The sequence below is a fragment of the Myxococcus sp. NMCA1 genome (assembly GCF_026810205.1).
Classification (GTDB): domain Bacteria; phylum Myxococcota; class Myxococcia; order Myxococcales; family Myxococcaceae; genus Myxococcus; species Myxococcus xanthus_A.
In genome coordinates this window covers 3237194-3261311 of the sequence record NZ_CP113950.1, presented here as the reverse complement: position 1 = coordinate 3261311, position 24118 = coordinate 3237194, and the positions used below count along the sequence as shown (strand labels likewise).

22 protein-coding genes are annotated in these 24118 nt (G+C 69.9%); 10 read left to right on the top strand and 12 right to left on the bottom strand.

Translation table 11 applies throughout. The annotated features are described in order from the left end of the window. Positions 1-45: 45 nt before the first annotated feature. The 6 genes from OZ403_RS14100 to OZ403_RS14075 form a co-directional block, all read right to left on the bottom strand. Positions 46-375 carry a DUF1330 domain-containing protein gene (locus OZ403_RS14100; RefSeq protein ID WP_140790281.1) on the bottom strand — a complete coding sequence of 110 codons (330 nt, stop codon included), beginning with the start codon at positions 373-375 and terminating at the stop codon, positions 46-48. A gap of 19 nt (positions 376-394) precedes the next feature. Further along, positions 395-2317, bottom strand: coding sequence for a GYF domain-containing protein (locus OZ403_RS14095; RefSeq protein ID WP_268784404.1), 1923 nt, complete (start codon positions 2315-2317; stop codon positions 395-397). Positions 2318-2453: 136 nt separating this feature from the next. Continuing rightward, complete coding sequence (locus OZ403_RS14090) at positions 2454-2786, bottom strand: hypothetical protein (RefSeq protein WP_268784403.1); 333 nt, start codon at positions 2784-2786, stop codon at positions 2454-2456. Between the two features lie 48 nt (positions 2787-2834). Next, entirely contained in the window at positions 2835-3500 is a 666-nt protein-coding gene (locus tag OZ403_RS14085) for an ATP-binding protein (RefSeq protein WP_140798059.1), read from the bottom strand. Beyond that, positions 3497-3940: an ATP-binding protein gene (locus OZ403_RS14080; protein ID WP_140854048.1), complete on the bottom strand. Its 444-nt coding sequence runs from the start codon at positions 3938-3940 to the stop codon at positions 3497-3499. Before OZ403_RS14080 ends, OZ403_RS14085 begins: the two co-directional genes overlap by 4 nt. Positions 3941-4216: 276 nt before the next feature. Next, positions 4217-5050 (bottom strand): class II glutamine amidotransferase, encoded by an 834-nt coding sequence (locus OZ403_RS14075; RefSeq protein WP_268784402.1) that lies wholly within the window; start codon positions 5048-5050, stop codon positions 4217-4219. A 205-nt stretch (positions 5051-5255) separates the two neighbouring features. On the opposite strand from OZ403_RS14075, the gene dnaK reads away from it, so the two are divergent. Further along, positions 5256-6863, top strand: a complete 1608-nt coding sequence (gene dnaK / locus OZ403_RS14070; RefSeq protein WP_140796443.1) for a molecular chaperone DnaK — start codon at positions 5256-5258, stop codon at positions 6861-6863. Here dnaK and OZ403_RS14065 read toward each other — a convergent pair. Next, positions 6797-7153, bottom strand: coding sequence for a hypothetical protein (locus OZ403_RS14065; protein WP_140798057.1), 357 nt, complete (start codon positions 7151-7153; stop codon positions 6797-6799). The genes dnaK and OZ403_RS14065 overlap by 67 nt on opposite strands. Positions 7154-8423: 1270 nt before the next feature. Here OZ403_RS14065 and OZ403_RS14060 point away from each other — a divergent pair. Both OZ403_RS14060 and OZ403_RS14055 read left to right on the top strand, forming a co-directional pair. Next, the gene (locus OZ403_RS14060; protein ID WP_268784401.1) at positions 8424-9206 is read left to right on the top strand and encodes a J domain-containing protein; all 783 of its coding nucleotides are present in this window, start codon (positions 8424-8426) and stop codon (positions 9204-9206) included. 14 nt (positions 9207-9220) lie between these two features. Next, complete coding sequence (locus OZ403_RS14055) at positions 9221-9976, top strand: CvpA family protein (protein WP_268784400.1); 756 nt, start codon at positions 9221-9223, stop codon at positions 9974-9976. Between the two features lies 1 nt (position 9977). Here OZ403_RS14055 and clpX read toward each other — a convergent pair whose 3' ends face one another. Continuing rightward, positions 9978-11048 carry an ATP-dependent Clp protease ATP-binding subunit ClpX gene (gene clpX, locus OZ403_RS14050; protein WP_140790267.1) on the bottom strand — a complete coding sequence of 357 codons (1071 nt, stop codon included), beginning with the start codon at positions 11046-11048 and terminating at the stop codon, positions 9978-9980. Positions 11049-11285: 237 nt separating this feature from the next. On the opposite strand from clpX, the gene speA reads away from it, so the two are divergent. Beyond that, complete coding sequence (gene speA, locus OZ403_RS14045; protein ID WP_140790265.1) at positions 11286-13316, top strand: biosynthetic arginine decarboxylase; 2031 nt, start codon at positions 11286-11288, stop codon at positions 13314-13316. A 73-nt stretch (positions 13317-13389) separates the two neighbouring features. Here speA and OZ403_RS14040 read toward each other — a convergent pair whose 3' ends face one another. From OZ403_RS14040 to OZ403_RS14030, 3 genes are all read right to left on the bottom strand, one after another. Continuing rightward, a complete protein-coding gene (locus OZ403_RS14040) occupies positions 13390-13917 on the bottom strand; it encodes a hypothetical protein (protein WP_237078279.1) in 528 nt (175 codons plus the stop codon). A 106-nt stretch (positions 13918-14023) separates the two neighbouring features. Continuing rightward, positions 14024-14458, bottom strand: coding sequence for an OsmC family protein (locus OZ403_RS14035; RefSeq protein WP_011552807.1), 435 nt, complete (start codon positions 14456-14458; stop codon positions 14024-14026). 63 nt (positions 14459-14521) lie between these two features. Beyond that, positions 14522-14809 carry a hypothetical protein gene (locus OZ403_RS14030; RefSeq protein ID WP_140790261.1) on the bottom strand — a complete coding sequence of 96 codons (288 nt, stop codon included), beginning with the start codon at positions 14807-14809 and terminating at the stop codon, positions 14522-14524. 118 nt (positions 14810-14927) lie between these two features. Here OZ403_RS14030 and OZ403_RS14025 point away from each other — a divergent pair, with 118 nt between their 5' ends. The 5 genes from OZ403_RS14025 to OZ403_RS14005 all read left to right on the top strand — a co-directional run bounded on the left by OZ403_RS14025 (position 14928) and on the right by OZ403_RS14005 (position 21927). After that, the gene (locus tag OZ403_RS14025) at positions 14928-15746 is read left to right on the top strand and encodes a PHP domain-containing protein (protein WP_140790260.1); all 819 of its coding nucleotides are present in this window, start codon (positions 14928-14930) and stop codon (positions 15744-15746) included. A 57-nt stretch (positions 15747-15803) separates the two neighbouring features. Then, on the top strand, positions 15804-18920 hold the full coding sequence (locus OZ403_RS14020; RefSeq protein ID WP_268784399.1) for a tetratricopeptide repeat protein: 3117 nt from the start codon (positions 15804-15806) through the stop codon (positions 18918-18920). Then, positions 18917-19807, top strand: a complete 891-nt coding sequence (locus OZ403_RS14015; RefSeq protein ID WP_140790256.1) for a sigma-70 family RNA polymerase sigma factor — start codon at positions 18917-18919, stop codon at positions 19805-19807. Before OZ403_RS14020 ends, OZ403_RS14015 begins: the two co-directional genes overlap by 4 nt. Before the next feature lie 137 nt (positions 19808-19944). Then, on the top strand, positions 19945-21609 hold the full coding sequence (locus OZ403_RS14010; RefSeq protein ID WP_268784398.1) for an arylsulfatase: 1665 nt from the start codon (positions 19945-19947) through the stop codon (positions 21607-21609). 81 nt (positions 21610-21690) lie between these two features. Further along, positions 21691-21927 (top strand): amphi-Trp domain-containing protein, encoded by a 237-nt coding sequence (locus tag OZ403_RS14005; protein ID WP_140790252.1) that lies wholly within the window; start codon positions 21691-21693, stop codon positions 21925-21927. Positions 21928-21930: 3 nt separating this feature from the next. Here the strand turns inward: OZ403_RS14005 and OZ403_RS14000 are convergent, their stop codons facing one another. After that, positions 21931-23502 carry a methyl-accepting chemotaxis protein gene (locus OZ403_RS14000; protein WP_140790250.1) on the bottom strand — a complete coding sequence of 524 codons (1572 nt, stop codon included), beginning with the start codon at positions 23500-23502 and terminating at the stop codon, positions 21931-21933. Between the two features lie 240 nt (positions 23503-23742). Here OZ403_RS14000 and OZ403_RS13995 point away from each other — a divergent pair, with 240 nt between their 5' ends. Next, positions 23743-24114: an NADH-quinone oxidoreductase subunit A gene (locus OZ403_RS13995; protein ID WP_011552801.1), complete on the top strand. Its 372-nt coding sequence runs from the start codon at positions 23743-23745 to the stop codon at positions 24112-24114. The last annotated feature ends 4 nt before the right edge of the window (positions 24115-24118 follow it).

The window sequence follows — 24118 nt, the reverse complement described above, 5'->3', positions numbered from 1 at the left end:
GACACACCGCGGACTGGCGCCGGGCTTCGGCTTTCCAGCGGCTTCTCAGGCCGGCGACTCCCCTATTTCAGTGACGGGCGTCGTGGCCGGCACGCCCTCCACCAGCAACATGATGGAGTGCGCGCTTTCGTGGCGGAGCGCCTTGGCGGCGGCGTATTCCGGGGATGCCCACCAGGCCCTGGCGAGCTCCACGCTGGGGAACTCCAGCAGGACGAAGCGCGGGGGCTGCCAGGTGCCTTCCAGGGCCTGGGTGGGACCGCCCCGGACAAGGTAGCGGCCCCCGTAGGGCTTGAGCGACGGAGGCGCGAGCTGCTTGTACCGCTCGTAGGTCTGCGCGTCGTGCACCGAGACCTCGACCAGGACGTACGCAGGCATGGGCGCTCCTTGCGGCGGCTCAGAACTCGTATCGGAAGACGACGGGCGCTCCCTGCGTTCGATGCCTGGGAAACGTCCAGGCGCCTATCTTCTGCTGCATGCAACGCACGAGCGACGTGCCTCGCAGCCACGGCGTCTCGGTGGTGATGGACTCCACCTTCCCACTCGGCAGGACGCTCAGGCGCAGCACTGCCCGGTCCCCCTCCTGCGGCGGCGCGGACTGCTCCCGGGCACACGCCGAGAGCTCCGAACGCCGGGCATGCACCACCGCGAAGACGGTGGCCAGGTCGAGCGACTCGCGCGGCGCCGTCGGGTCGGGCGGAACATAGACGGTCGGCTTGTGGTGCTTGGTGGCGTTGGGCCCTGGGCCGGAGAGCATGCGGTCGAAGTCCGCGTCGGGCCCCAGGTCGTCCTCCGAGCTGCCAGCCGTCGCGGCTTCCGCCACAGTCGTCGCGGGCCGCTTGGCGGGCTCCGGCTCCGGAGCAGGCGCCACGGAGTGCTTCCCGATGACGAAGGCCACGGCGACGTCTCGCGAGGAGAGACTGCCCGTGGGCCGCTCGAAGACGCGCTCCTCCGGCGACGGCCGTCCGCCGCCGGTCGCGGCGCGCGCCGTGCTCTCCGTGCCGGTCAGCTCCGGCACGCGGCCTCCGCGATCGACCGAGGCGGCCGAGAGCGAGGGCGTCGACGGGCGTGTGGGCTCCCGCACCGGGCTCGGGTCGCGCGCGCTCTCGGCGGCCGACGTCGCGACGCCCGCGCCGCTGAGGCCCGGACTCGCGCTGCCAGTGCCGCCCGCTGACGTGGAGGTGCCAGACGCCGCGCCGCCCTGGCTCGCGGCCGCGACCGCTTCCGGCGTGGGCGCGGCGGCCACCGGCTGTTCCGCGGGCGGCGGCGCACCGGTGCCACGCGTCGTGTCCACGGCATCACCGGGGCTCGCGGCACCACGGCCGCCACCACCACCAAAGACGCCCAGCGCCAGGGCCACCGACATGCCGCCGATGGCACCACCCGCCAGGATGAAACCCAGCCTGCGCTTGCGACGCGCGCGTTCCTCGGACGACGGCGACGCAAGCACCGCGTGGGTCCCCACGGGCTCCGCCACGGGCATCGGGTCCGACGCCGGGGCTCCGTATGCGGCGAAGTCACTCGCGGCCGGCGCGGTGACAGGTTCCGGTGCGAGCGTCGCGACAACCGCTTCCGGTTCCGTCCCAACGAAGCCGCTCGCGGCCGGAGCCCCTGGGCCCTCCACGGGAAGCAGTGCGCCAGTCGCCTGCGGAATGGCGGCCGCGCTCACCGCGGGAGCCGCCACGACGGCGGCCGGTGCAATGGCCGCGAAGGGGGGCACCACCGTGCCCGGCGCGTTCAGGATTACCCGCTCCGTGGTGGCCTCGGACACGTCCACCGCGCGCGCGGCCTGGGGCATGAAGGCCCTGGATGCTTCCGGTGGCACGGGCGGAGGTCCCGCGGGCACGGACGGCGGCAACAGCGCGGACGCGAGTTCCGGGATGTGTCCCAGGGGCAGCCACTCACTGAACCCCTCGCGCCAGCACAGGGAATCAAAGCCCAGAAAACCCCGCTCCACGTGGGCCTTCAGGTCCGCGAGGTCGTGAGGACCGTAGGCCGCGCCGCCCGTGACGAAGTACCAGGCATGCTTCACGACGGGCGCGGCTTCCTTCGGCGGCGCCTCCTCCTCGCCCAAGGTGGACGCCCGTGAACGGCCCGCGCCCCGATGCAGTCGCTCCGACTGCGTGGCCTCGCGATAGCGCGGCTGCGCGCTGGGCCGGACACGAAGGCTCTTGTCCGTGCGCAGCTGGCCCACGATGGCGTCCAGCTCCGCATCCGACACGCCATCCAGCACGGGCGAATCGCCCTCGTCAGGGCGCTCTGGGGCGACCTCCCGGGCGTGTCCCGGGTTGGCGTTGTCTTCCCCTGAGTTGCCGGCCATCGACCCGCTCCTTGATTCCATCCGGTCCCGATTAAGCCGCACCATCAGACCTCACCCAATGGAATGCCACCACGGCGATTCGTCAACGGCGAGCATCTGCGCGGAGGTGGACACAGCCCCCACGTGGGACGGAGCCCTAGCGTAGTTCCCATGCCCCACCTTCGTACAATGCCCCGACTGTGCGGCATGAACACACAGCCGTCGACGCGCCACGCGTGGGAGCGAGAGCAGTGCCCTCACACCTCGCGGCACGCTCTGGCACATCCGGCTTCCCTGTCAGCTCCGTGGGCAATCGAACAGAGGACTTCGTGGGCGCGGGCACCACCAGGCCGAGCATCTCCTCCGCCAGCAACTGCGCGGCCTCGCGCTCCGCGGCGGCGCTGCGCGCGCCCGTGACCTCGATGCCGAGCAACGCCAGGCCTTCCTCCAGCCCCAACGCCGTCTCCACGCCTTCAAGCTGGATGCCCATGCCACAGCTCCCCCACCTTGGGACGGGAGCGGTGAGCGACCGCGAGCCTCACAGCCACACCTCGAAGTCCACCTGCGTGCCCTTCGGGCCGGTGCGCACGTCGAAGCGGTCCGCCAACCGCTTCACGCCCAACAAACCCAGGCCCATGCCCGTCTTGCTCTTGTACGTCCCCGACAGCACGCGCTCCAGGTCCGGGATGCCTTGTCCGGAGTCCTCGGCGCTGACACGCAGCAGCCGCTTGGGCGCTAGCTGCGGCGCGAGCTGGATGGTGCCGCCCCCGGCGTACGAAATCTGGTTGCGCGCCAGCTCACTCACCGCCGTGGCCACCTTCTGGCATTCGTAGCCGCGCCCGCCCAGGGACTCGCACAGCATCCAGGCGGCGAGCCGCGCGTGACTGGCGTCCGCTTCCGTGCGCACCAGATAGGCGGTGGCCCGCCCCTCCGCCGCGGCGGAAGTGGCCGCGCTCTCCGGCCCCGCCGAGGGCGCGAGCTGCGCGCGAAGCTGCGCCATCATCTGCGGCCGGCGAGAAGGGTCCACGAAGTGGCGGGTGGCGGGTTCCAGCGCCTCGATGATGCGCGGCAGGTCCGCCGAGGTCGCCGTGTCCAGGGACAGCCGGAGGGACTCCACGGTGCCTCGCAGCACCAACCGCGCCGCCGTCTCCGACATGAACTGCTGCAAGACGCGCAACAGCGCCCACACCAAACCACCGCTCAACCGTGCCTCCTTTTCGCCTGGACCACCACCCGCTTGCGCGCCAGCACCTCGAACCCACCGCCTTCGCGGTTGGCCACCTGGACGTCGTCGGTGAGCCGTCGCACCGCGGCCCCGCCTTCGCCCAGGCTCTCTCCAGGCAGCGGGCCCGGACGCCCTTCCCTGCCAGCGAAGAACCTCGATGGGTCCGCCATGCCGGGGCCGCGGTCGCGCGAGCGGATGAAGAGCCACTCCGCCTCGCGCCACAGCTCCACCCAACCCCGGCCACCCGCGTGGCGCACCAGGTTGGTGGCCAGCTCGCCCACCACCACCGCCACCTCGGCGCTGGCTTGCGCCGTCAGGCCATGGTCGCGGGCGTAGCGGCGGCTCAACGCGGCGGCGACCGCCGCATCCGACCTCAAGCGGACCTCGATGCTGAACATCGGCTCAACTTCTGAGAACATGGGAGACACGAGCACTGAAATCCAGCAAGTCTTCAATATTTCGATGAAACCCCTCCAATGGAAGCACTTCCCCTCTGGGGATGTAAAGCGGTCCGCGGTCATCCCGGACCCCGAGCGCCCATCTCGGGAAAGCCTGGATGTGAATGAGGGGTATTCGTGAAGCGCGGTCAGGAGTTCAGCGCTTCACGGTTGGACCGCCGGGACTTCCACGAGGTGGCGCCGAGGCCCGCATCCCCTTCGGGAGCGGCCTCCAGGCGCCTTCCTCGCGCACGTCGCTCACGTGCCGGACAGCTCGTGCATCTGCAGATCCGGCCCCACCGTGAGCGTGTGGCCATGCGCCAGCTCCACCCATCCCGTGGTGCGCTTGAGCGCGCTGGCCACCACCACGGTGCGACGGCGCCGGTGCGCTCCCACCGCGGGCTGCGTATCTGGCGTCGCAGGCGTCACCTCGCACAAGTCGCATTCGGCCGCCCCCTCCAGCCGCGTGCAGTACAAGGGATGTTCGCCGTACCGGGTCGCCGCCAGGATGGTGCCGTTGGTGGCCACCAGGTTGAGCGTGGGCGTGCGTGTCACGCCGGCCTGGGCCGCGGCCCGAGCCACCTCGCGCGCCGTGTCCGCCAGCACGCGTCCAGCGACCTCGGCCTCCAGCCGTGGATCCTCCGTGCGGCCCAGGTCGCGCAGGCGCCTGAGGAAGACGGCGAACAGCAGCTCCCCCTCGGTTCCGCCGCGCACCTGACGCCGCAGGTGGTCCGGCAGAGACGCCAGCAACGGGGCACGAAGCAGCTCGAAACCCTGTACGCCGCCATGAAGGGCGAACAACCAGCGCCGGGAGCGGAAGGGCTGGGTGTTCTCCTCCAGCGACAAGCCCACGGGCAGCCGGCCCGCGTGGAACAGCAGCGCCTCCGATTCATGCGGAGGCGCGAGCGAGTCCAGGGTCAGTTCCTCCCCGCTGGAGAAGCGCCGCAACAGGACCTCCTCCTGGGCGTAGGCTCCCACCCCCAAGGCGTTCGCCCTCGGCTCTCCCTGGAGCAGGACCTGGCCTTTGAGGCGGTGCAGCTCACAGCGCAGCAGGTTCGGGTCGGACGTCAGAGCGGCGAGGATGACGGACATGGATGAATAAACCCCCTTCGCCATGAGAGATAATGGCCTCGGAGCGCCCCCTCAAGCCAGCGGGCATGCTCCCTTGCACCCTCGCTAAGCCCTTGAAATGGCTAGGCTTTATTGACACGGGAACGTTGACACCCGCTTCTGGGGGTGCCTAACCTCCGTGCGCTTCACCGACGGACCTCTGCTGAAGGTCTTCACCGGAGACGGAATGGCGGACGACATCGCAATCGGCATCGACCTGGGCACGTCGTACTCGTGCGTGGCGGTGGTCCAGGACGGCCAGCCCATCGTCATCCCCAACGAGTGGGGAGAGACGACTCACGCCTCCTGCGTCTCGTTCCTCGAGGATGGCTCGGTCCTGGTCGGCAACGCGGCCAAGAAGAACATCATCACCAACCCGGAGCAGACCGTCTATTCCGCCAAGCGCCTCATCGGCCGCTACTACTTCTCCGACGAGGTGAAGAAGGCGCAGGCGGTGATGCCGTACCGCATCGTCGAGGGCGACAACAACTCGGTGCGCATCGCGATGAACGACCACTCCTATTCGCTCCCGGAGATCAGCGCGCTGGTGCTCAAGGAGATGAAGGCGGTGGCGGAGACGTACCTGGGCCAGGAGGTGACCAAGGCCGTGGTCACCGTGCCCGCGTACTTCAACGACAACCAGCGCCAGGCCACCAAGGACGCGGGCCGCATCGCCGGCATGGAGGTGCTGCGCATCCTCAACGAGCCCACCGCCGCGGCGCTCGCGTACGGCTTCGGGCGTGACGTCAACCAGCGCGTGGTGGTCTACGACCTGGGCGGTGGCACCTTCGACGTCTCCATCCTGGAGATTGGCAAGGACGTCTTCGAGGTGCTGGCCACCGCGGGCGACACGTACCTGGGCGGCGACGACTTCGACGACCGCATCATGACGTGGCTGGCGGATGACTTCCTGGCCCGGACGCGCCTGGACGTGCGGCAGAACAAGTTCTGCCTGCAGATGCTCAAGGAGGCCGCGGAGAAGGCGAAGATCGACGTGGGCCAGACGGGCTCCGCGGAGATTCTCTGCCAGGGCATCTGCCAGGACGCGGACGGCAACATCATGGACCTGCGTGGGCAGCTCAACCAGGACCAGTTCAACCGCATGGTGATGGACCTGGTGCAGCGCACCTTCAAGGTGTGCGACGAGGCGCTCCAGAGCGCGCGCCTGACGGCCGCCGACATCGACGCGGTCATCCTCGTGGGCGGGCCGACGCGGCTGCCCATCATCCGCAACTCGGTGAAGCACTACTTCCAGAAGGAGCCGATGGAAGGCATCAACCCGGACCAGGTCGTGGCCATGGGCGCGGCGCTCCAGTCGCACGCGCTGCTGGACAGCACGGCGCAGACGTTCCTGGTGGACGTCACGCCGCTGTCGCTGCGCATCGGCACGGTGGGTGGGTACACCGAGAAGATCATCGACAAGAACACGCCGGTCCCCATCGACCGCTCGAAGACGTTCACCACCAGCCGCGACGGCCAGGAGAAGGTGAAGATTCGCGTGTACCAGGGCGAGTCCAACCGCGCCGACGAGTGCGAGATGCTCGGCGAGTTCGAGTTCGCGGGCTTCCGCATCGGCTACCGCGGCGAGGTGAAGATCGAGGTCACCTTCGAGATCAACACGGATGGACTGGTGCACGTGTCCGCGTGCGACACGGAGACGGGTCAGAAGACGTCGACCTCCATCACCCTGTCCTCCGGCATGAGCGAGGCCGATATCCAGCAGTCCATTCAGGCCAACCGGAACACCCGGCTTGCCGGCCACAACAGCAACGACCTGCCCGCTGCGGCGCAGTAAGGCCGCGACTCGACCACGCCGATGTCCGAGCCTTCAGACCCCAGCGCCGGCAAACCGCCGGGAGCCACGCCCGAGACACCGGCCACGCCCGCCCGGCCCGCCGTCCCGCGCGTGACGGCCGCCGTGCCCGGCCCCGTCACGCCCGGGACGATTCCGTCGTCGCCCGCCGCCAGCGCGCCGACTCCGCCGCCTCGGCCCCAGGGAACACCTGTCGCACGTCCCACCGGCGTGACGCCCCCGGTGCCACCCCGGGCCACGACGACAGGGATTCCCACGGTGCGGACGGGCACAGGAGAGGGTGCGCCTTCCACTCCTGGACGTGCGACGGCGCCGGGTGCGAGTCCCGCGGCGACGCCGGCACGTCCGGCATCGGGTGCGGTGCCGTCGGTGCCGGGGTCGGGGATTGCGCCGCGAGGCACGCCCGCGGCGCTGCCGGCGATTCCAGCAGTGGGTGCCGCGACGAGCCCTGCCGCGAGGCAGCCGGCAACTGGCGCAGTGCCGGGGCAACATAGTGCTGCTGGAGATGCGCCATCCGCCGCGGTCGCCACGACGCCGGTGCCGCGCCCGGCGGGAGCTGGCACAGGGACCTCGGCGTCCGCGCCGGGTACGGCGGCGGTTCGTGCAAGTGCAACTGGTGCTGACGCTCGGACACCCGTGCCGCGCCCACCTGCCGGCGCAGCTGGGGCTGCCACGCCCGTACCGCGTCCGGTCGCTGGAGCGGCGGGCGCCGCCACGCCCGTACCGAGACAGGTGACGGGCGCAGGCGCCAACACACCTGTACCCCGCGTGGCCCCCGCAGGCACCACCACGCCCGCTTCGCGACCGGCACCGGCCTCCCCCGCCGCTGGCGCGAGTACGCCTGTGCCACGCGTCGCGACGGCTGGCGCCACTGCCACTGGAGCCCACACGTCCGCCCCGCGCCAGGGCTCGAATCCAAATGCCGCGGGAGCACCAACGCCCGCGCCTCGCCCGGCAGCAGCAGGAGGAAACACGCCTCCTCCGCGTCCGGCCGGTGCTGTTCCTCCGGCGCAGCGGCCCACCATGGGCGCCATCCCCGCCGTTGCCCCTGCCATCGCGCCCGTGGGTGCAACAGCGTCGCCATCCTCGGCTGGTGTCGCTCCCCCCATTGCTCCCGTGGGGGCCGCCTTTCCACTCGCGGGCGCAGTGCCCTCCATCGCGCCCGTGGGCTCGACAGCATCGCCATCCTCGGCCGGAGTCATTCCCCCCGTCGCTCCCGTTGGAGCCGCTGCGTCCCCAGTCGCGGGAGCAGTGCCCTCCATCGCGCCCGTGGGCGCTCCGGCGTCGCCCTCATCGACAGGCGTCGTCCCCTCCGTTGCCCCGGTAGCGCCCCGCGCACCGGTCCAGACGAGGACGGTCCCGACGGTCGCCCCGGCAATCCCCGCAGCCGCGCCGCAGGCAGGCGCCGTACCTTCCGCACCGGCGCGCCCCCAAGGAACAGCACCGGCGTCGAGGCCGCCTCCCGTACTCGCGTTGGGACAGGTCGCTCCTCCCGTGGCGCCCTCCACGGCCCCACAGCAGAAGCCCGGGGCACGGCCCACCATGTCCCTTCCAGCGCTGGTGCCCGCCGGCGCCACGCCGCCGCGCCCTCCCCCGTCCGTCGCGCCCGCCGTCCCAGGCATCGCACCGCTGACGCCGGCCCCACGCGCTCCATCCGGCGCGGTGCCCTCGATTCCTTCCGTGGCGCCCGTCGCCCCTGCCGCGGCCACGGCGGTCACGCCACCGCCGGCGCCTGCTGCGTCAACGAGCCCGGGCCTGGACATCCAGCAGCTCGCCGACCTGGAATCGCGCTGCGCGAAGCTGGACCAGATCGACTACTTCGAAGTGCTCATGCTGGAGCGGACCGCCACGCCCGCGGACATCAAGCGCGCCTTCTACCGGGAGAGCCGCACCTACCACCCGGACCGCTTCTTCCACATGGACTCCAAGGAGCTGAAGGAGCGCATCAACGAGCTCTACAAGCGCGTCACCGAGGCCTACTACGTCCTGCGCGACGACACGAAGCGCAAGAAGTACGTCGTCGACGTGACGGGCCCCGAGCGCGCCCAGAAGCTGCGCTTCACCGAGGCCTCCGAAGCGGAGACCAAGGCCGCCGCCAAGAAGGAGCAGGAAGAGCAGATCGGCACCCACCCCAAGGGACGCCAGTTCTTCCAGCAGGCGCAGAAGGACGCGGACGCCGGCAACTGGTCCGCCGCCGAGCGGAACCTGAAGATGGCGCTCACCTATGAGCCCTCCAACGCCCGCTACAAGGAGCGGCTGGCGGAGGTCCAGAAGCAGTCCCAGGACGAGTCCCGTGACAAGGGCGGCTCGTTCAAGATCCGCTGACGGCGGCGGCCCCCATGGTCATCGACCTCATCATCCTCGGACTGGTGCTGTTCTTCGCCATGATCGGCGCCATCACCGGGGCGTCGCGACAGGTCGCCAACGTGGTGGGCCTGGCGGTGGGCTACTTCGCCTCCCGCCGCCTGGGACCCGTGTCGGCCCCACACCTGGCCGAAGCCCTGGGCAGCCCACTGTTCCTGGGCGCCATCGTGGGCACGGTGCTCCTGTTCATCTGCACGTGGCTCGCGGTGCGCTACGCCCTGGGCGCGCTGCTGCTGCGCATCCTCTCCACCGGTCAGCACAATGAGTACCGGGGCGTGGACCGCTTCCTCGGCTTCGTGCTGGGCGGCGCGAAGATGGGCATCATCGCCTGGGTCGTCCTCAGCGCCATCGCCTTCTTCGAACAGCACGTCGTCATCGCGGGCCGCCGCGTGGGCCTGTCCCCGAAGGAGTCGCTCTCCATCGAGGTCGCCCGCCGCTACAACCTCTTCGAGATGACGCAGTTCGCCCCGGTGAAGAACCTGGTGGAGGTCGCCAAGGCCGCCAGCGATCCGAAGCGCGCGGGGAAGCTCCAGGACGACCCGGCCTACAAGGCCCTGCGCAAGGACCCTCGCTTCCAGCGCCTGCTGCAGGACCCGAAGCTGAAGCAGGCCCTGGCGCGAGGAGACACCGCCGCGCTGCTGCGCCACGACGGTGTGCTCCAGCTCATCCAGGACCCGGACGTGGCGGCCCGGTTGGGCGCCGCGGCCCGTGCCTCCGAGCGCGAGCCCTGACTCACACGTTCAGCTGCGTCGAATCCAGCCCTCGCAGCCGCTCTCGCACGAAGCCCGCGTCCACCGTCACCTGGCGCCGCCGCCGCTCGGGCGCCTCGAACATGACGTCCGCCATGACGTGCTCCAGGATGGACCGTAATCCTCGCGCGCCCAGCCCGCGCTCCACGGAATAGCGCACCACCTCGCGCAGGCCCGGGTCGGCGAAGTCCACCTCCAGGTCATCCATGGACAGCAGCTCGCGGAACTCGCGCACGATGGAGTCCGGCGGCTCGGTGAGCACGCGAATCAGGTCCTCCTCGCCCAGCCGCTCCAGCTGCACCATCACCGGAAGGCGGCCGAGGAATTCCGCCAGCATGCCGAAGTCCGTCAACTGGCGGGTGCTGATGCGCTTCTGCCTGCGCTTCGCCGTGTCCTCCGCGCCAAAGCCCATGGCGCGGCGCCCCTCATCCCCGTCGTCGTGCAAGTCACTGAACGTGCCCGCGCAGATGAAGAGGATGTCGCGCGTGTCCACCTGCACGAAGTCGCTCTTGTTCCAGGCCTGGGTGACGTTGAGGGGCACGTACACCTCGCGGCCCTCCAGCAGCTTCAGCAGTGACTGCTGGACACCCTCGCCGCCGATGTCGCGGCTGCCCGCGCCGTTGCGGGCGCCCTGGGAGCGGCGGGCAATCTTGTCCACCTCGTCGATGAAGATGATGCCCCGCTGGGTGTCCTCCACGGAGTGGTTCGCCTTGAAGAGGAGGTCGGAGATCATCACCTCCACATCCTTCCCGTAGTAGCCGGCCTCCGTGTACTCGGTGGCGTCCACGGTGGTGAACGGCACGTGGAGGATGTCCGCCAGGTTGCGGGCGATGTGCGTCTTGCCGCTCCCAGTGGGCCCCATCAGCAAGATGTTGGATTTCTTGATGAGCGACGTCCGGCGCAGCCTTCGCGCCAGAAGACGCTTGAGGTGATTGTGGGCCGCAATGGCCACGGCGCGCTTGGCGGCGTCCTGGCCAATGACGAAGCGATCCAGCCGCTCGTAGATTTCCCGCGGGGTCAGCACCGCTTCTTCCCTGCGTGCGGACGACTCCATGTACCCTCCCCTTGTTTCCACGCGTCCCTCAGGACTCACGGGAAAAGGGTAGGAATTGAATGGAGGGTCGGCCCGAGGGAGGAGGAGCACCGGGCGGCCGCCCCGCCAGCCCGCTTGCCCTCCGCACAGGCGGCTGTTGAATACCGAGGGGCTTTCCGATAGTTCCCGCGCGATTCCCGTGACCGTTTCCGTTGTTCATGGGAGTCCACCCCCCACCCTGGGAGCCTCGAGACGCCGATGCCCGCAAACGCCCCTCCCCACCGCTGGACCCTCGCCGACGCGCACGAGCTGTACGGAATCCGGAACTGGGGCAACCCCTACTTCGGCATCAACGAGAAGGGCCATGTCATCGTCCACCCGGACGGTCCTCAGGCCCCGAACATGGACCTGAAGGAGCTGGTCGACGAAGTGCGCCGCCGGGGCATTGGCCTGCCGCTGCTCATCCGCTTCACGGACGTACTGCGCCACCGCGTGGTCCACCTGAACGAGGCCTTCCGCAAGGCCATGAACGAGCACGGGTTCAAGGGCGGCTACCGCGGCGTGTACCCCATCAAGGTGAACCAGCACCGCTTCGTGGTGGAAACGCTCATCGAGGCGGGCAAGGGCTACAACTACGGGCTGGAGGCCGGCAGCAAGCCGGAGCTGCTCGCGGTGATGGCGCTGCTGGAGAACGAGAACGCGCTCGTCATCTGCAACGGCTACAAGGACGAGGAGTACATCGAGACGGCGCTCTTCTACTCGCGCCTGGGCCGCAACGTCATCCTGGTGGTGGAGAAGCCCAGCGAGCTGCCGCTCATCGCGGAGGTCGCCCGTCGGACGGGCATCGTCCCGCGGCTGGGCATGCGCGTGAAGCTGTCCACGCGCGGCGCCGGCAAGTGGGAGGCCAGCGGCGGTGACCGCTCCAAGTTCGGCCTGTCCTCCTCCGAGCTGATGAACTGCATCAGCTTCATGAAGGACGCCGGTCTGCTCAGCTCCTTCGAGCTGCTGCACTTCCACCTGGGCAGCCAGATCTCCAACATCCGCAACGTGAAGAACGCGCTGCGCGAGGTGGGCTGCTTCTACGTGGAAGTGGCCCGTCAGGGCGCGCCGCTGAAGTACCTGGACGTGGGCGGCGGCCTGGGCGTGGACTACGACGGCTCCCAGACGAACTTCGCCTCCTCCATGAACTACACCACGGAGGAGTACGCCAACGACGTGGTGTTCGGCGTCATGGAGGCCTGTGACCGGGCCGGCGTGCCGCACCCCACGCTGGTGTCGGAGTCCGGCCGCGCCGTGGTGGCGCACCACGCGGTGCTGGTGGTGGACGTGCTGGGCACCAGCGAGTTCGACCCGGCCCAGGTCCCCGAGAAGGTGGACGAGAAGGCGCCCTCCGTGGTGCGCAACCTCTGGTCCACCTACCGGGAGGTCACCAACAAGAACCTGCTGGAGGCGTGGCACGACGCGCAGGACGCCAAGGAGGAGAGCCTCACCCTCTTCTCGCTGGGCCACCTGTCGCTGGAGCAGCGCGTGGCGGCGGAGAACATCTACTGGGCCGCCTGCCACAAGATCATGCGCATCGCGCGTGAGCAGGGGGAGATTCCCGAGGAGCTGGACTCCCTGGAGAAGGCGCTCAGCGACACGTACTTCTGCAACTTCTCCGTGTTCCAGTCGCTGCCGGACTCGTGGGCCATCGACCAGCTCTTCCCGATGATGCCCATCCACCGGCTGGCGGAGAAGCCGACGCGCCGCGCGACGCTGGCGGACATCACCTGCGACTCGGACGGCAAGATTGAGCACTTCATCGACAAGCGCGAGGTGAAGGACGCCCTCGAGCTGCACGCGCTCAACGATGACGACTACTACCTGGGCATCTTCATGGTGGGCGCCTACCAGGAGATTCTCGGCGACCTCCACAACCTGTTCGGCGACACGCACGCCGTGCAGGTGTCGCTGGGGCCCAACGGGGGCTACCTCATCGACAACGTGGTGGCCGGCGACACGGTGACGGAGGTGCTCAACTACGTCAGCTACACCAAGGACGACCTGGTGGCGAAGCTGCGCAAGTTCACCGAGGCGGCGCTGCGCCAGGGCCGCATCACCCTGGACGAGTCGCGCAACCTGCTGCGCATGTACGAGGACGGCCTGTCCGGCTACACGTACCTGGAGCGCGAGGTGGACGCGAGCTTCGGCGGCAGCGCCAGCCAGCTGCGCCTGGTGCCCACGCCGGACGCCTCGGCCGCCCGGCCCACGACGCCGGCTCCTGGCGCGTCGGGAACGTCGGGCACCTGAGCCCCGCGCCAGAATGAAGTCCCGCCCCCTGTCGCTCACCGCGGCAGGGGGCTTCTTCATGCCCGGGTGTCCATCAGTGGTCCGCGACGAGGGGCTCCCCCGAGCCGAAGGGTTGCGGCTCCTCCGCGAAGGCCACGTCAGCCGCCTGGGCCCGCAAGCGCTGGAGCACGGAGCGCTGCGCCTCGCCGCGCTGCACGAGCGACTCGAAGGGAAACACCGCGAGCCGGGCGTCCTTCACCGACACGCGCGCCAGCGTGCGCCAGAGAGACAAGCGGCCCTCCGTGGCCGAGCACAAGCCTTCCAATTCCAGCAGCCGGCTCAGGGGCGAATAGCGCACCAGCGTTCCGTTCAGCTTCAGCCGGCTCACCTTCTCCACGGCCCACGCGGCGCGCGTCTTCAGCCCATCCCGCTTCAGCGCCAGGGCGTCCATCACCGACAGCAGCGTGGACTGGTCTTCCTTCAGCTCGGGGATGAGCGTCGCCAGGTAGCGGCCCAGCAGGTTGCCGTGGTTCTCCGCCTCCGTGCGGATTGCCAGCTCCAGCCCGCCCACCGAGCCCGCCAGGTGGTCATTGAGGTAGATGCCCAGCCGCTTCGCATGCATGCCATGTCCTCCAGGACGAGCCCCGCAGCCGGGGAGGATGAACACGAAGGGGCCCACCCGCAGCATTCGCGGGCAGGCCCCCTGGAGGGCAAGCGGCCTGGCGTCCTCAGTCCGGATAGCTGAACGTCAGCGGCAGCTTCACGTCCGGGTGGAGGCTGCGGGCCACCGGGCACTCGCGGCCCACCTTCTCCAGTGTGGCCCGGTGCTCGGCAGACAGGCCGGCCGGCATCTGGATGTCCAGCACCAGCTCGGCGATGCGGCGCGGCGGCGGTGACATCCGCTTCTCCACCCGAGCGCTCACCTCGCCCAGGGCAATGCCTTCACGCGAGGCGAACAGGTGCATCGTCGTCACCGCGCATGACATCAGCGCCGCGCCCACCAGGTCCGTGGGAGAGAAGCTGCCACCGGTGCCGCCGTTGTCGCGCGGCGCCTCCGTCTGATTCACCGTGCCCGACGGGCCATGGGTGAGCTGCGTCTTGAACTGGGGCTGGCTGACCAGCGTCATCACCACGCCCGTGGCGGGCGTCTGCGGCGGGCTCATGTCGGCGCTCCTCGAAGCAAAAGGGCTCCGCCGACATACCACCCCGAACCACGCTAGGGGCCGCTACTTGTTGCGCTTCCGGGCCGCGCCGCCGGACACCTTCGAAGGAGCCTCCGGGACGCGCTCGGGCGCGCCGAGCACCTGGGCCCGAACCTGCTCGGCCGGCAGATGCGAAGTGTCCGCCATGACACAGGACACGAAGGCCAGCTCCGCCAGGGCCCGGCGCGCGCGCTGCCGCACCGCGGGGTCCTCCGAGGACAAGACCTCGGTGGCGGACGCGACGTAGCTGCTCGCCAATGACTCGAAGAGGTAGACCCGGTTCTCGATGGTCGTATCGGACTTCTTGCCCATAGGGCTCGGACAGTAGCCACACCCTGGGTGGCGGCGGCACCCCCCATGCCGCAAGTTGGTGTGAAACCCGGCATAGGTCGCGTATGGGAAACATTCCCCCCACACCCTGGAGCCCGCCGTGATTGACCTGCACTCGCACACCACCGCCAGCGACGGTCAATATGCGCCCACGGAGCTGCTGGCGCGGGCGGCCGCCGCCGGGGTGACGGTGTTGGCGATTACCGACCACGACACCGTCGCGGGGTTGGCCGAGGCCGAGGTGGCGGCGCGCGCCCACGGCGTGGAGCTGGTGCCAGGCATCGAAATCTCCGCGTTCATTCATGGACGCGAGTGCCACATCCTGGGGCACTTCCTGAGGCCGGACGACGAGGACATCGCTCGCTTCGCCGACCGGCTCCGGCTGGAGCGCGAGCAGCGCATGGAAGCCCTGCTGGAGCGCATGCGGCAGCTGGGCTACCCCGTGCGCATGGAGCACGTCCGGGCGGTGGCCGGCGACGCGCAGCTGGGACGTCCCCATCTGGCCCGCGTGCTGGTGGACCGCGGCTGGGTGGTGGACGTGAAGGAGGCCTTCGACCGCTTCCTGGGCATGCGCGGCGCGGCCTGGGTGGAGCGCTTCAAGCTGGCCGGCGAGGACGCCATCCGCCTCATCCGCAACGCGGGCGGCACGGCCACCCTCGCCCACCCGGGTTCATCGCGCATGGAGCGGCTGGAGATCCGCGCGCTCGCCCTGGCGGGACTGGCGGGCCTCGAGGTGCTGCACGAGGACCACAACCCCAGCGTGCGCCAGAAGTATCTCAGCCTGGCCAAGGAGCTGGACCTGGTCCCCACCGCTGGCAGCGACTTCCACGGCGAGGCCATCTCCGCCGACCACCGGCTGGGCACCGCCTCCATGCCTCCCGAGCTCTTCGCCCGCCTCAAGTCACGCGCCCAGGCCTGAGCCGTCACAGGCGGGCAAAAGTGAAAATTCCGGGATTTTGTTAGTCTCCGGGCCGCCATGGGGTGCCCGAGCGAGACGACACTGAGCGACTTCCTCGAAGGGGCGCTCCCGGACGCGCACCGCACGCGCGTACTGGCCCACGTGGAGGGATGTGAGCGCTGCCAGGAGCACCTGGCCCTGGGCGCCAGTGCGCCGGAGGCCGCGTCCCTGCCCGTCGATGGCCCGCTGGTGACCCCGGGCACCCAGCTCTCACGCTACGTGGTGCAGGAGCGCATTGGCCGGGGCGCCATGGGCGAGGTGTACGCGGCCCATGACCCGGAGCTGGACCGAAGGGTCGCGCTGAAGCTGCTGCGCCCCGAGGGCCGGCACCTGGAGGAGCTGCGCCTGCGGCTGCTGCGCGAGGCTCAGGCCCTGGCCCGGCTGGCCCATCCGCACGTCGTCACCGTCCACGACGTGGGCGTCTGCGATGACTGCGTCTTCCTGGCGCTGGAGCTGGTGGAGGGCGCGTCGCTGGCGGAGTGGCTGGAGACGCCGCATCCATGGCAGGACGTGGTGCGCGTGTTCGTGGACGCGGGCCGGGGACTGGCGGCCGCCCACGCCGCCGGGCTGGTCCACCGCGACTTCAAGCCGGGCAACGTGCTGGTCGGGAAGGATGGGCGCGTGCGGGTGACGGACTTCGGTCTGGCCCGGCCCTCCCACCGGCGAGTCTTGGGCCACGCCACGCCAGCGCGCTTGGACACGGTGACGGCGCCGGCCTCGCTGGTGGACTCGCCGCTGACCCATTCGGGCGCGCTGCTGGGCACGCCGGCGTACATGGCGCCCGAGCAGCTTCAGGGACACGGCGTGGACGCGCGCTCGGACCAGTTCAGCTTCTGCGTGGCACTGTACGAAGCGCTCCACGGCGTGCGCCCCTTCGAGGGCCGGACGCTGGAAGCGTTGGGTCAGGCCGCGCGGGAAGGACGCATCCGCGCGCCAGAGCGCGAATCGAAAATCCCGGCCCGTGTGCGGCGCGCGGTGCTGCGGGGTTTGCGAGCCCAGCCGGAAGAGCGCTTCCCATCGATGGAGGCGCTGCTGACCGAGCTAGCCCCCCGCGCAGGAAGGCGCCTTGCCTGGGTGGGCGCCTCCGCCGCCGTGGCGTGTCTTCTAGGGCTCACCGTGGGCTACGTGGCGGCGCATCGGAGGCAGGCCCGTTGCGAGTTGGAGGCGGAGCGGCTCACCACCATCTGGGGACCGGAGCGCCGCGCTCGAATCCATGCGGCCTTCCTGGCCACGGGCAAGCCCTTCGCCGCCGCCGCGTGGGAAGCCGTCGCCAGCACGTTGGACGGACACGCGGACACGTGGCGCGAGCTGCGCACCGACGCGTGCACGGCCTCGCGCGATGACACCAAGGACTCATGGCAGACGGCCGCGTGCCTGGACACACGGCTGTGGCACCTGGCCGCCGTCGTCGACGTGCTGGAGGAGGCGGACGCGCGCACGGTGCAGAACGCGCCGCAGATGGTGGCGTCCCTGGAGGGAGTCTCCGGCTGCCGGGACGCGCCGGAGCTGGTGAACCGGCCTCAGCCTCCGGATGCCCTGCGGCCTCGCGTGGACGCGGCGCGGCGCAAGCTGGCCGAGGCGCGGGCCCACATGGACGCGGGCAACCACCCCGGCGCGTTGAAGGAGACGACGGCCTTGCTCCAGGACATCCAGGGGCTGGACTACCGCCCGCTGGAGGCAGAGGTCCTCACCCTGCACGGCTATGCCCATGGGCTCGCCGGCAAGCCCAAGGAAGCCGAGGAGCACCTCTACAAGGCGCTCTGGGCCGCCGAGGCGGGCCGCGACGACGAAACCGTGGCCCGTGTCTGGAACCTCCTCCTGTGGGTGGTGGGCGACCAGATGGCGCGCATGGAAGAGGCGAACCGGCTGGTGCACCATGCCCGCGCCGCGGTGGAGCGACTGGGCCGCGAGCGCTTCCCGCACATCGCCACCGACCTGCACCTGCGAATGGGCGGCTTGCTCCTGGTGCAGGGCAAGCTGGACGAAGCGGACGCGGAGTTCACCCAGGGCCTGGAGCTGGCGCGGCGGACCGCGGGCCCCTCACGGCCTCGCGTGACGTACTTCCTCACCGGCCTGGGGCGCGTCCGCGCGCGGCAGCTTCGCGCGGAGGAGGCCCTGGCGCTCTACCGGGAGGCGCAGGCCTACGCGTTCCAGGAGCGACAGTGGAGCCCCGAGCACCCGGTGCTCGCGCTCAACCTCAACAACATCGCCACCGAACTGCTCGCCCTGGGCCGCACGCAAGAAGCGCTCGAAACGTTCCAACGCTCGCTGGCGCTGCTGGAGGCCGCGCGCTCCAAGGACCACGCGAGCCTGGCCGCCCCTCTCAACAACCTGGCCGGCCTGCTGCGCCGCGAGGGGCGCCTGGGGGAAGCCCGGAGCCACTATGAGCGAGCCCTGGCCATCTTCGAGCGCAGCAAGGGGACGGACCACCCCAGCACCGTCACCGCGCTCGGCGGGCTGGGCATGGTGGCCTATGACTCCGACCGGCTCGACGAGGCGCTCGCCCACAACCAGCAGGCGCTGGAGCGCATCCAACGCAGCGTGGGCCAGGACTCGCCGCGCCTGGAGATGTCGCTGCGCAACCTGGGCCTCATTCACCTGCGCGCGGGCCGACCGGCGGTGGCGCGGCGCAACCTGACGAAGGCGCTGGGACTCCTTCAGAAGGCGAACGGCACCGACAGCGTGGTGGCGTGTGGCGTGGAGCGGGACCTGGCCCGGGTGGACCTGGAGACGGGCGCATTCCGGGCGGCACTTACCCGCTGCCAGCGCGCCCTGGCCCTGGATGAAGCCGCGCAGGGTGACGACAGCCCGGACGTCGCGCTCGACCTCGCCTGCCTCGGAGAGGCCCACCTGAGCCTGCGCGCGCCGGAGCAAGCCGTCCCGTTGCTCGAGCGCGCACGGCGCATCCATGCGCGCGTGTGGCTGGACCGGAAGGAAGCCGCGCGGGTGTCCTTCCTCCTCGCACGGGCCCTGTGGGAACGGCCCGCCCCGGATGGACGCGAGCAGGCCACGGCCCTCATCCGCGAGGCGAAAGCGTGGCTGGAAGCCCAGGGTCTGCGCGCCCGGCGCGAGCACGACGAGCTCGTGGCATGGCAGGCGCGGCACCTGCCCCGTGTGAGCGAGGTCACCCGATGAGCCAGGCTCCGGAAACGCTGACGCCGCTGCTGCTCGCGGGGGCACCCGAGTCGCTGCACGACACGCTGCGCTCCGCGCCCGCGCTGGAGGCCCTGCTCACGGAGCTGCTCGACCAAGGCCGCGCGGCGTGGCCCACCGTGACGCTGGCGCCCGCGGCCCTGTTGCACCACGTGGGCCGGCACCTGCGCGCGGAAGGCACACCCCTGGATGCGCTCAAGCAGCTCCACGCCGCGGACGTCTACCTGGCGTGTGCCTGTGCCCAGGGAGAGCCCCAGGCGTTGCAGCTCTTCGAGAAGCACGTCCTCCAGAAAGCCGCCGCACGGCTGTCCCGGCACCTCACGGCGATGGTGGACGAGGTGCTCCAGGTGACGCGCCAGCGGCTCCTGCTGGGCGTTCACGGCGGCGCGCCGAAAATCGCGGAGTACTCGGGCCGGGGCTCGCTGGGCCGCTGGGTGCGAATCGTCGCCTCGCGCATCGGCGGCGAGTTGCTGGAGCAGACCGGCCGCCACGAGCAGTCCTCCACACCCCCGGAGGCCTTGGAGCAGCTGTTGTCCCGGGACGACCCCGAGCGAAACGTGCTCCAGGCCCACTCGCGGCAAGCCCTGTCCGAATCCCTCCAGGCCGCGCTGGCGATGTTGTCCGAACGGGAGCGCGCGCTCTTGCGCCTGCACCATCTCCATGGCCTCACCATGGACCGCATCGCCACGCTGTACGCGGAGCCCCGCTCCAGTGTGGCACGCCACGTGGCCCAGGCCCGTGAGCGGCTCCTGAAGCAAACCCACCGCGAGCTGGCCGCCCGGCTGAAGCTGGACGGGCGCGAGGTGGAGAGCCTCCTGGGCCTGGTCCAGAGCCGCCTGGACCTCAGCCTCCACCGGCTGATGAGCTGACGCGAGCGCCACCTGTCCGCCTGGGCTGCCTCCCCGGGCTGCGACTCCAGGGCAGGTCCGCGTCCATTCCCCGCTGAGCACCTTCGCGGTGTCGCCCAGGGCACCTCGCCCGGGCCACGTGGAGGAGGCAACGGCGCATGTCGTTCATCGACAGACTGAAACGCAAGGGCAACGGGCAGGACGGCAGGGGCGCGGGACAGCGGCCGAACATCCTCGTCATCTGGGGTGACGACATCGGACTGTGGAACATCAGCGCCTATAACCAGGGGATGATGGGCTACCGGACGCCGAACATCGACCGCATCGCCCGCGAGGGCGCGTTGATGACGGACTGCTACGGCCAGCAGAGCTGCACCGCAGGCCGCGCGGCCTTCATCACCGGCATGAATCCCCTGCGCACGGGCCTCACCACCATCGGCATGCCGGGCGCTGACTACGGACTTCAGGCGTCGGACCCGACCATCGCGGAGCTGCTCAAGCCCCTGGGCTACCGCTGCGGGCATTTCGGGAAGAACCACCTGGGCGACTCCAACCGCTACCTGCCCACCGTGCACGGCTTCGACGAGTTCCACGGAAACCTGTACCACCTGAACGCGGAGAACGAGCCCGAGTGCCCGGACTACCCGAAGGACCCTTCGTTCAAGGCCCGCTTCGGGCCGCGAGGCGTGCTCCACGCGTGGGCCACGGACCGGGACGACCCCACGGATGAACCGCGCTGGGGCCGCGTGGGCAGACAGCGCATCGAGGACACCGGACCGCTCACGACGCAGCGCATGGAGACGGTGGACGAGGAGTTCCTGGCCTCGACGCTGTCCTTCATGGAGCGCTCGGTGAAGGCGCGTGAGCCCTTCTTCATCTGGCACAACACCACGCGTACGCACGTGTGGACATTCCTCCAGGAGAAGTACCGCAACAAGACGGGCAAGGGCTTGTACGCGGACGCCATGGCGGAGCTGGACGACTACGTCGGCATTCTGTTGGACAAGCTCGACGCGCTGGGCATCGCGGACGATACGTTGGTCATCTTCAGCACCGACAACGGCGTGGAGAAGATGGGCTGGCCGGACGGAGGCAACTCACCGTTCCGCGGGGAGAAGGGCTCCACCTGGGAAGGCGGTGTCCGCGTGCCCTGCGTCGCGCGCTGGCCGGGCGTCATCGAGCCGGGCCGCGTCATCAACGACATCTTCGCCCACGAGGACTGGATGCCGACGATGGTGGCCGCGGCGGGTGGCCCCGATGACCTCGCCGAGCAGTGCCGGCAGGGCTACCGCGCGGGAGACAAGACGTTCCGCGTGTGCCTGGATGGGTATGACCAGCGCGGGCTGCTCGTCGGAAAGGAGCCCAGCCGGCGCCACGAGTTCATCTACGTGCTCGACAGCGGCCAGCTCGCCGCGGTCCGGTACGACGACTGGAAGGTCATCTTCGCCTACCAGGAAGGCGACGGCCCTGACCTCTGGTTCAGCGGCAAGCGCTTCAATCCGTCCTGGCCCTACCTCATCAACCTGCGCTCGGACCCGTTCGAGGAGGGGCTCCATTCGGGCCTCTATACGCGTTGGTATGGCCAGCGGATGTTCCTCTTCGTCCCCGCGCAAGGCCTGGTGAAGAAGTTCGCGGAGAGCCTCATCGAGTACCCGCCCAGCCAGGCACCGGGGAGTCTCAGCATCGGCCCCCTCAAGGAGCGCGTGAAGGACGCGATGCGCAAGACGATGAAGGACGACAAGCCCTCCGTGGGCGACGAGGTCCTCCGATTCGCCAACGAAGTGGAGCGGCTCATCGACCGGACCCAGCAATCCCACGCATGAGCCCCGCGCTGATTCAGGCTGCGCGTCCATCGCGGGCGATGTCATCATCCGGGGAAACCCTGGCCGAAAGAGCCCTCAACGATGGCGCAAAAGAAGGCGAAGCGAGCGAACCGAGACCTGGAGAAGACGTACCCGCGCAAGGACTTCGTCGCGAAGCTGCGGCGGTTGGCGGACGCCATCGAGGAGGGCAAGGCCTTCAGCATCCAGGTCGCAGGCGAGCGCCTGCGCATCCCCGCCGACGCGCTCTTCAACATCGAGCACGAGCGCGAGGACGGCGTGGACGAGGTCGAGTTCCAGCTGCGCTGGCAGCGGGAGTGAGCCTCAGTTCCGCGTCGTCTTGAAGCGGCTGGTGACGGCGGTGAGCCCCTCGGCCACCGCCTGCAGGTCCTGGGCGATGCGCGTGGTGCGTCCCGTCGCGTCCACGCCCTGCTTCACCAGCTCCGCGACGTTGCGGGCGCCCTGCACGGCCTGCTCGCTGGACTGGCGCTGCTGACGGGTGGCGATGGTGATCTGCCGCGCCGCCTCGCTGGTGCCGCGCGCCAGCTCGACGATTCGCTGGAACACGGAGGAGGCCTGCTCGGCCACCTCCACGCCCCGGTCGCTGGTGGCCATGCCCACGCGGGCCTTGGCCGCCGCTTCCTCGCCGGAGTCCTGAACTTTCTCCACGATGCGGGCGATGTCACGCGCGGAGGCGGACACGTTCTCCGCCAGCTTGCGCATCTCCGCGGCTACCAACGAGAAGCCCCGCCCCACCTCGCCCGCCTTGGTGCCCTCCAGCGCAGCGTTCAGCGCCAGCAAGTCGGAGCGCTCCGCCACCTGGTTGATGACCTGGGCAATCTTCGACACCTGCTGCAGGTCCTGGTTGAGGCCGACAATCGCGTCCGCCACGCCCTTGGACTCGGTGCGGATGTCGTTGATGCCCGCCACCACCTGCGCGACCACCGCCATGGCCTCCGCCACGGCCTCGTGGGTGCGCCGCGCGCTCGACTCCACCACCTCCGTGGAGCTGGAGATCTGCTCGGCCGTGCGGCTCAGCTCCTCGAACGTGGCGGCAATCTGCTGCGCGTACGCCGCCTGCTGGCTGATGACGTGCTCCTGGTCCGCGGACGCCCCCAACAGGCCCCGCGACGCGCCGGACAGCTGCTCCGTGCGCGAAACCATCTCCATCACCGAGGTGCGCAGCGTGCCCAGCATCTTGTTGAAGGACTGCGCCATGAGGCGCACCTCGCCCGTGGCCGGCACGTCCAGCTCCCCGCGCGACATGTCGCCCCGGGCCACGTCCCGCACCACCTCCGTCACCCGGGCCACCGGTTCGGCGATGGCGCGGCTGATGAACAACGACAGGGCCAGCCCCAACACCAGCGCGCCCGCCAGTCCGGCGAGCACCGCGCCCCGCATGTCATCCACCGAGCTGAGCGCTTCCTGGACGCCGAAGCCCGCCACGTAGATGCGGTCACCACTGGCGCAGCGGACCGACACCTCGTCGTGGTGGGTGGACGTGATGCAGCCCTCCAGCCCCTCCACGCCGAGCGAGCGGATGGCCGTGGGAATGGGGCCGCGCCCATGCAGCACGGTGCCTTCCGCCGACACCAACCCCTGGTAGCGCAGGGTGAAGCCGCTGCGCTCGTTGAGCGCCTCCGGGGACTCCAGCATCGACAACACATCCCGCACCCGGGCCGTGGATTCCGGCGTGCTGTCCGCGGACAGGAGCGCGGGGTGCTGCGATATCAGCCGCGCCACCACCCGCACCCGCTTCTGGAGCAACTCCAGGGTGACTTCCCGCTGGTGCATGGGGAAGTACACGACGCAGAAGCTCACCACCGCCAGGCAGGGCACGAGCACCGCGATGGCCACCTGCGTCCGCAAGCCGAGCCGGCCCCACATGCTTGCCATCTCCCCGGTGAGAAAGTTTCACGCCGGATGGATGCCGGCGGTTCTCCGACGGTAGGCGTCCCTTCGCGGAGCGTCAAACCGGCAGGTGGGACTGGGGCCGTGCGGGCGGCTGATCCACGCCAGACGCGCCCTGGGGTACCATGAACACCGCTTTTCGCCGTCATCTCAAGGGGTTGGCGCGCCGCCCCCTGGACTTTCCCTTTGACATGGCGAGCGCGGTGTCATTAGGTTCCGCGCGCGATGACTCCGACTCCCCTCACGCCATACCTGCCGCTGGCCGTCGTCCTGCTGCTGGCGGGTGGCATGGCGATGCTCATTCCCCAGATCACCACGCGGCTGGGTCCTCGCCGCCCGAGCGCCATCAAGGCGACCAGCTTCGAAGCCGGCTCCGAGTCGAGCGGCCCGGCACGGCAGCGCTTCGCGGTGAAGTTCTACGTCGTGGCCCTGTTGTTCATCGTGTTCGACGTGGAAGCGGTGTTCCTGTACCCCTGGGCGGTGAACTTCCAGGCGCTCGGCTGGTTCGGGTACGTGGAGATGCTGGTTTTTGCGGTGACGCTGGTGGTCGGCCTTATCTACATCTGGAAGAAGGGCGCCCTGGACTGGGAGAGCTGAGACA

Excerpts from the sequence above, each read along its gene's own strand:
- speA (WP_140790265.1), top strand. The coding sequence starts at position 11,286 with ATGCCCGCAAACGCCCCTCCCCACCGCTGGACCCTCGCCGACGCGCAC.
- OZ403_RS13995 (WP_011552801.1), top strand. The coding sequence starts at position 23,743 with ATGACTCCGACTCCCCTCACGCCATACCTGCCGCTGGCCGTCGTCCTG.
- OZ403_RS14040 (WP_237078279.1), bottom strand. The coding sequence starts at position 13,917 with ATGCATGCGAAGCGGCTGGGCATCTACCTCAATGACCACCTGGCGGGC.
- OZ403_RS14030 (WP_140790261.1), bottom strand. The coding sequence starts at position 14,809 with ATGGGCAAGAAGTCCGATACGACCATCGAGAACCGGGTCTACCTCTTC.
- OZ403_RS14020 (WP_268784399.1), top strand. The coding sequence starts at position 15,804 with ATGGGGTGCCCGAGCGAGACGACACTGAGCGACTTCCTCGAAGGGGCG.
- OZ403_RS14000 (WP_140790250.1), bottom strand. The coding sequence starts at position 23,502 with ATGGCAAGCATGTGGGGCCGGCTCGGCTTGCGGACGCAGGTGGCCATC.
- OZ403_RS14005 (WP_140790252.1), top strand. The coding sequence starts at position 21,691 with ATGGCGCAAAAGAAGGCGAAGCGAGCGAACCGAGACCTGGAGAAGACG.
- OZ403_RS14015 (WP_140790256.1), top strand. The coding sequence starts at position 18,917 with ATGAGCCAGGCTCCGGAAACGCTGACGCCGCTGCTGCTCGCGGGGGCA.
- clpX (WP_140790267.1), bottom strand. The coding sequence starts at position 11,048 with ATGGAGTCGTCCGCACGCAGGGAAGAAGCGGTGCTGACCCCGCGGGAA.
- OZ403_RS14055 (WP_268784400.1), top strand. The coding sequence starts at position 9,221 with ATGGTCATCGACCTCATCATCCTCGGACTGGTGCTGTTCTTCGCCATG.
- dnaK (WP_140796443.1), top strand. The coding sequence starts at position 5,256 with ATGGCGGACGACATCGCAATCGGCATCGACCTGGGCACGTCGTACTCG.
- OZ403_RS14100 (WP_140790281.1), bottom strand. The coding sequence starts at position 375 with ATGCCTGCGTACGTCCTGGTCGAGGTCTCGGTGCACGACGCGCAGACC.
- OZ403_RS14095 (WP_268784404.1), bottom strand. The coding sequence starts at position 2,317 with ATGGCCGGCAACTCAGGGGAAGACAACGCCAACCCGGGACACGCCCGG.
- OZ403_RS14075 (WP_268784402.1), bottom strand. The coding sequence starts at position 5,050 with ATGTCCGTCATCCTCGCCGCTCTGACGTCCGACCCGAACCTGCTGCGC.
- OZ403_RS14080 (WP_140854048.1), bottom strand. The coding sequence starts at position 3,940 with ATGTTCTCAGAAGTTGAGCCGATGTTCAGCATCGAGGTCCGCTTGAGG.
- OZ403_RS14010 (WP_268784398.1), top strand. The coding sequence starts at position 19,945 with ATGTCGTTCATCGACAGACTGAAACGCAAGGGCAACGGGCAGGACGGC.
- OZ403_RS14035 (WP_011552807.1), bottom strand. The coding sequence starts at position 14,458 with ATGAGCCCGCCGCAGACGCCCGCCACGGGCGTGGTGATGACGCTGGTC.
- OZ403_RS14090 (WP_268784403.1), bottom strand. The coding sequence starts at position 2,786 with ATGGGCATCCAGCTTGAAGGCGTGGAGACGGCGTTGGGGCTGGAGGAA.
- OZ403_RS14060 (WP_268784401.1), top strand. The coding sequence starts at position 8,424 with ATGTCCCTTCCAGCGCTGGTGCCCGCCGGCGCCACGCCGCCGCGCCCT.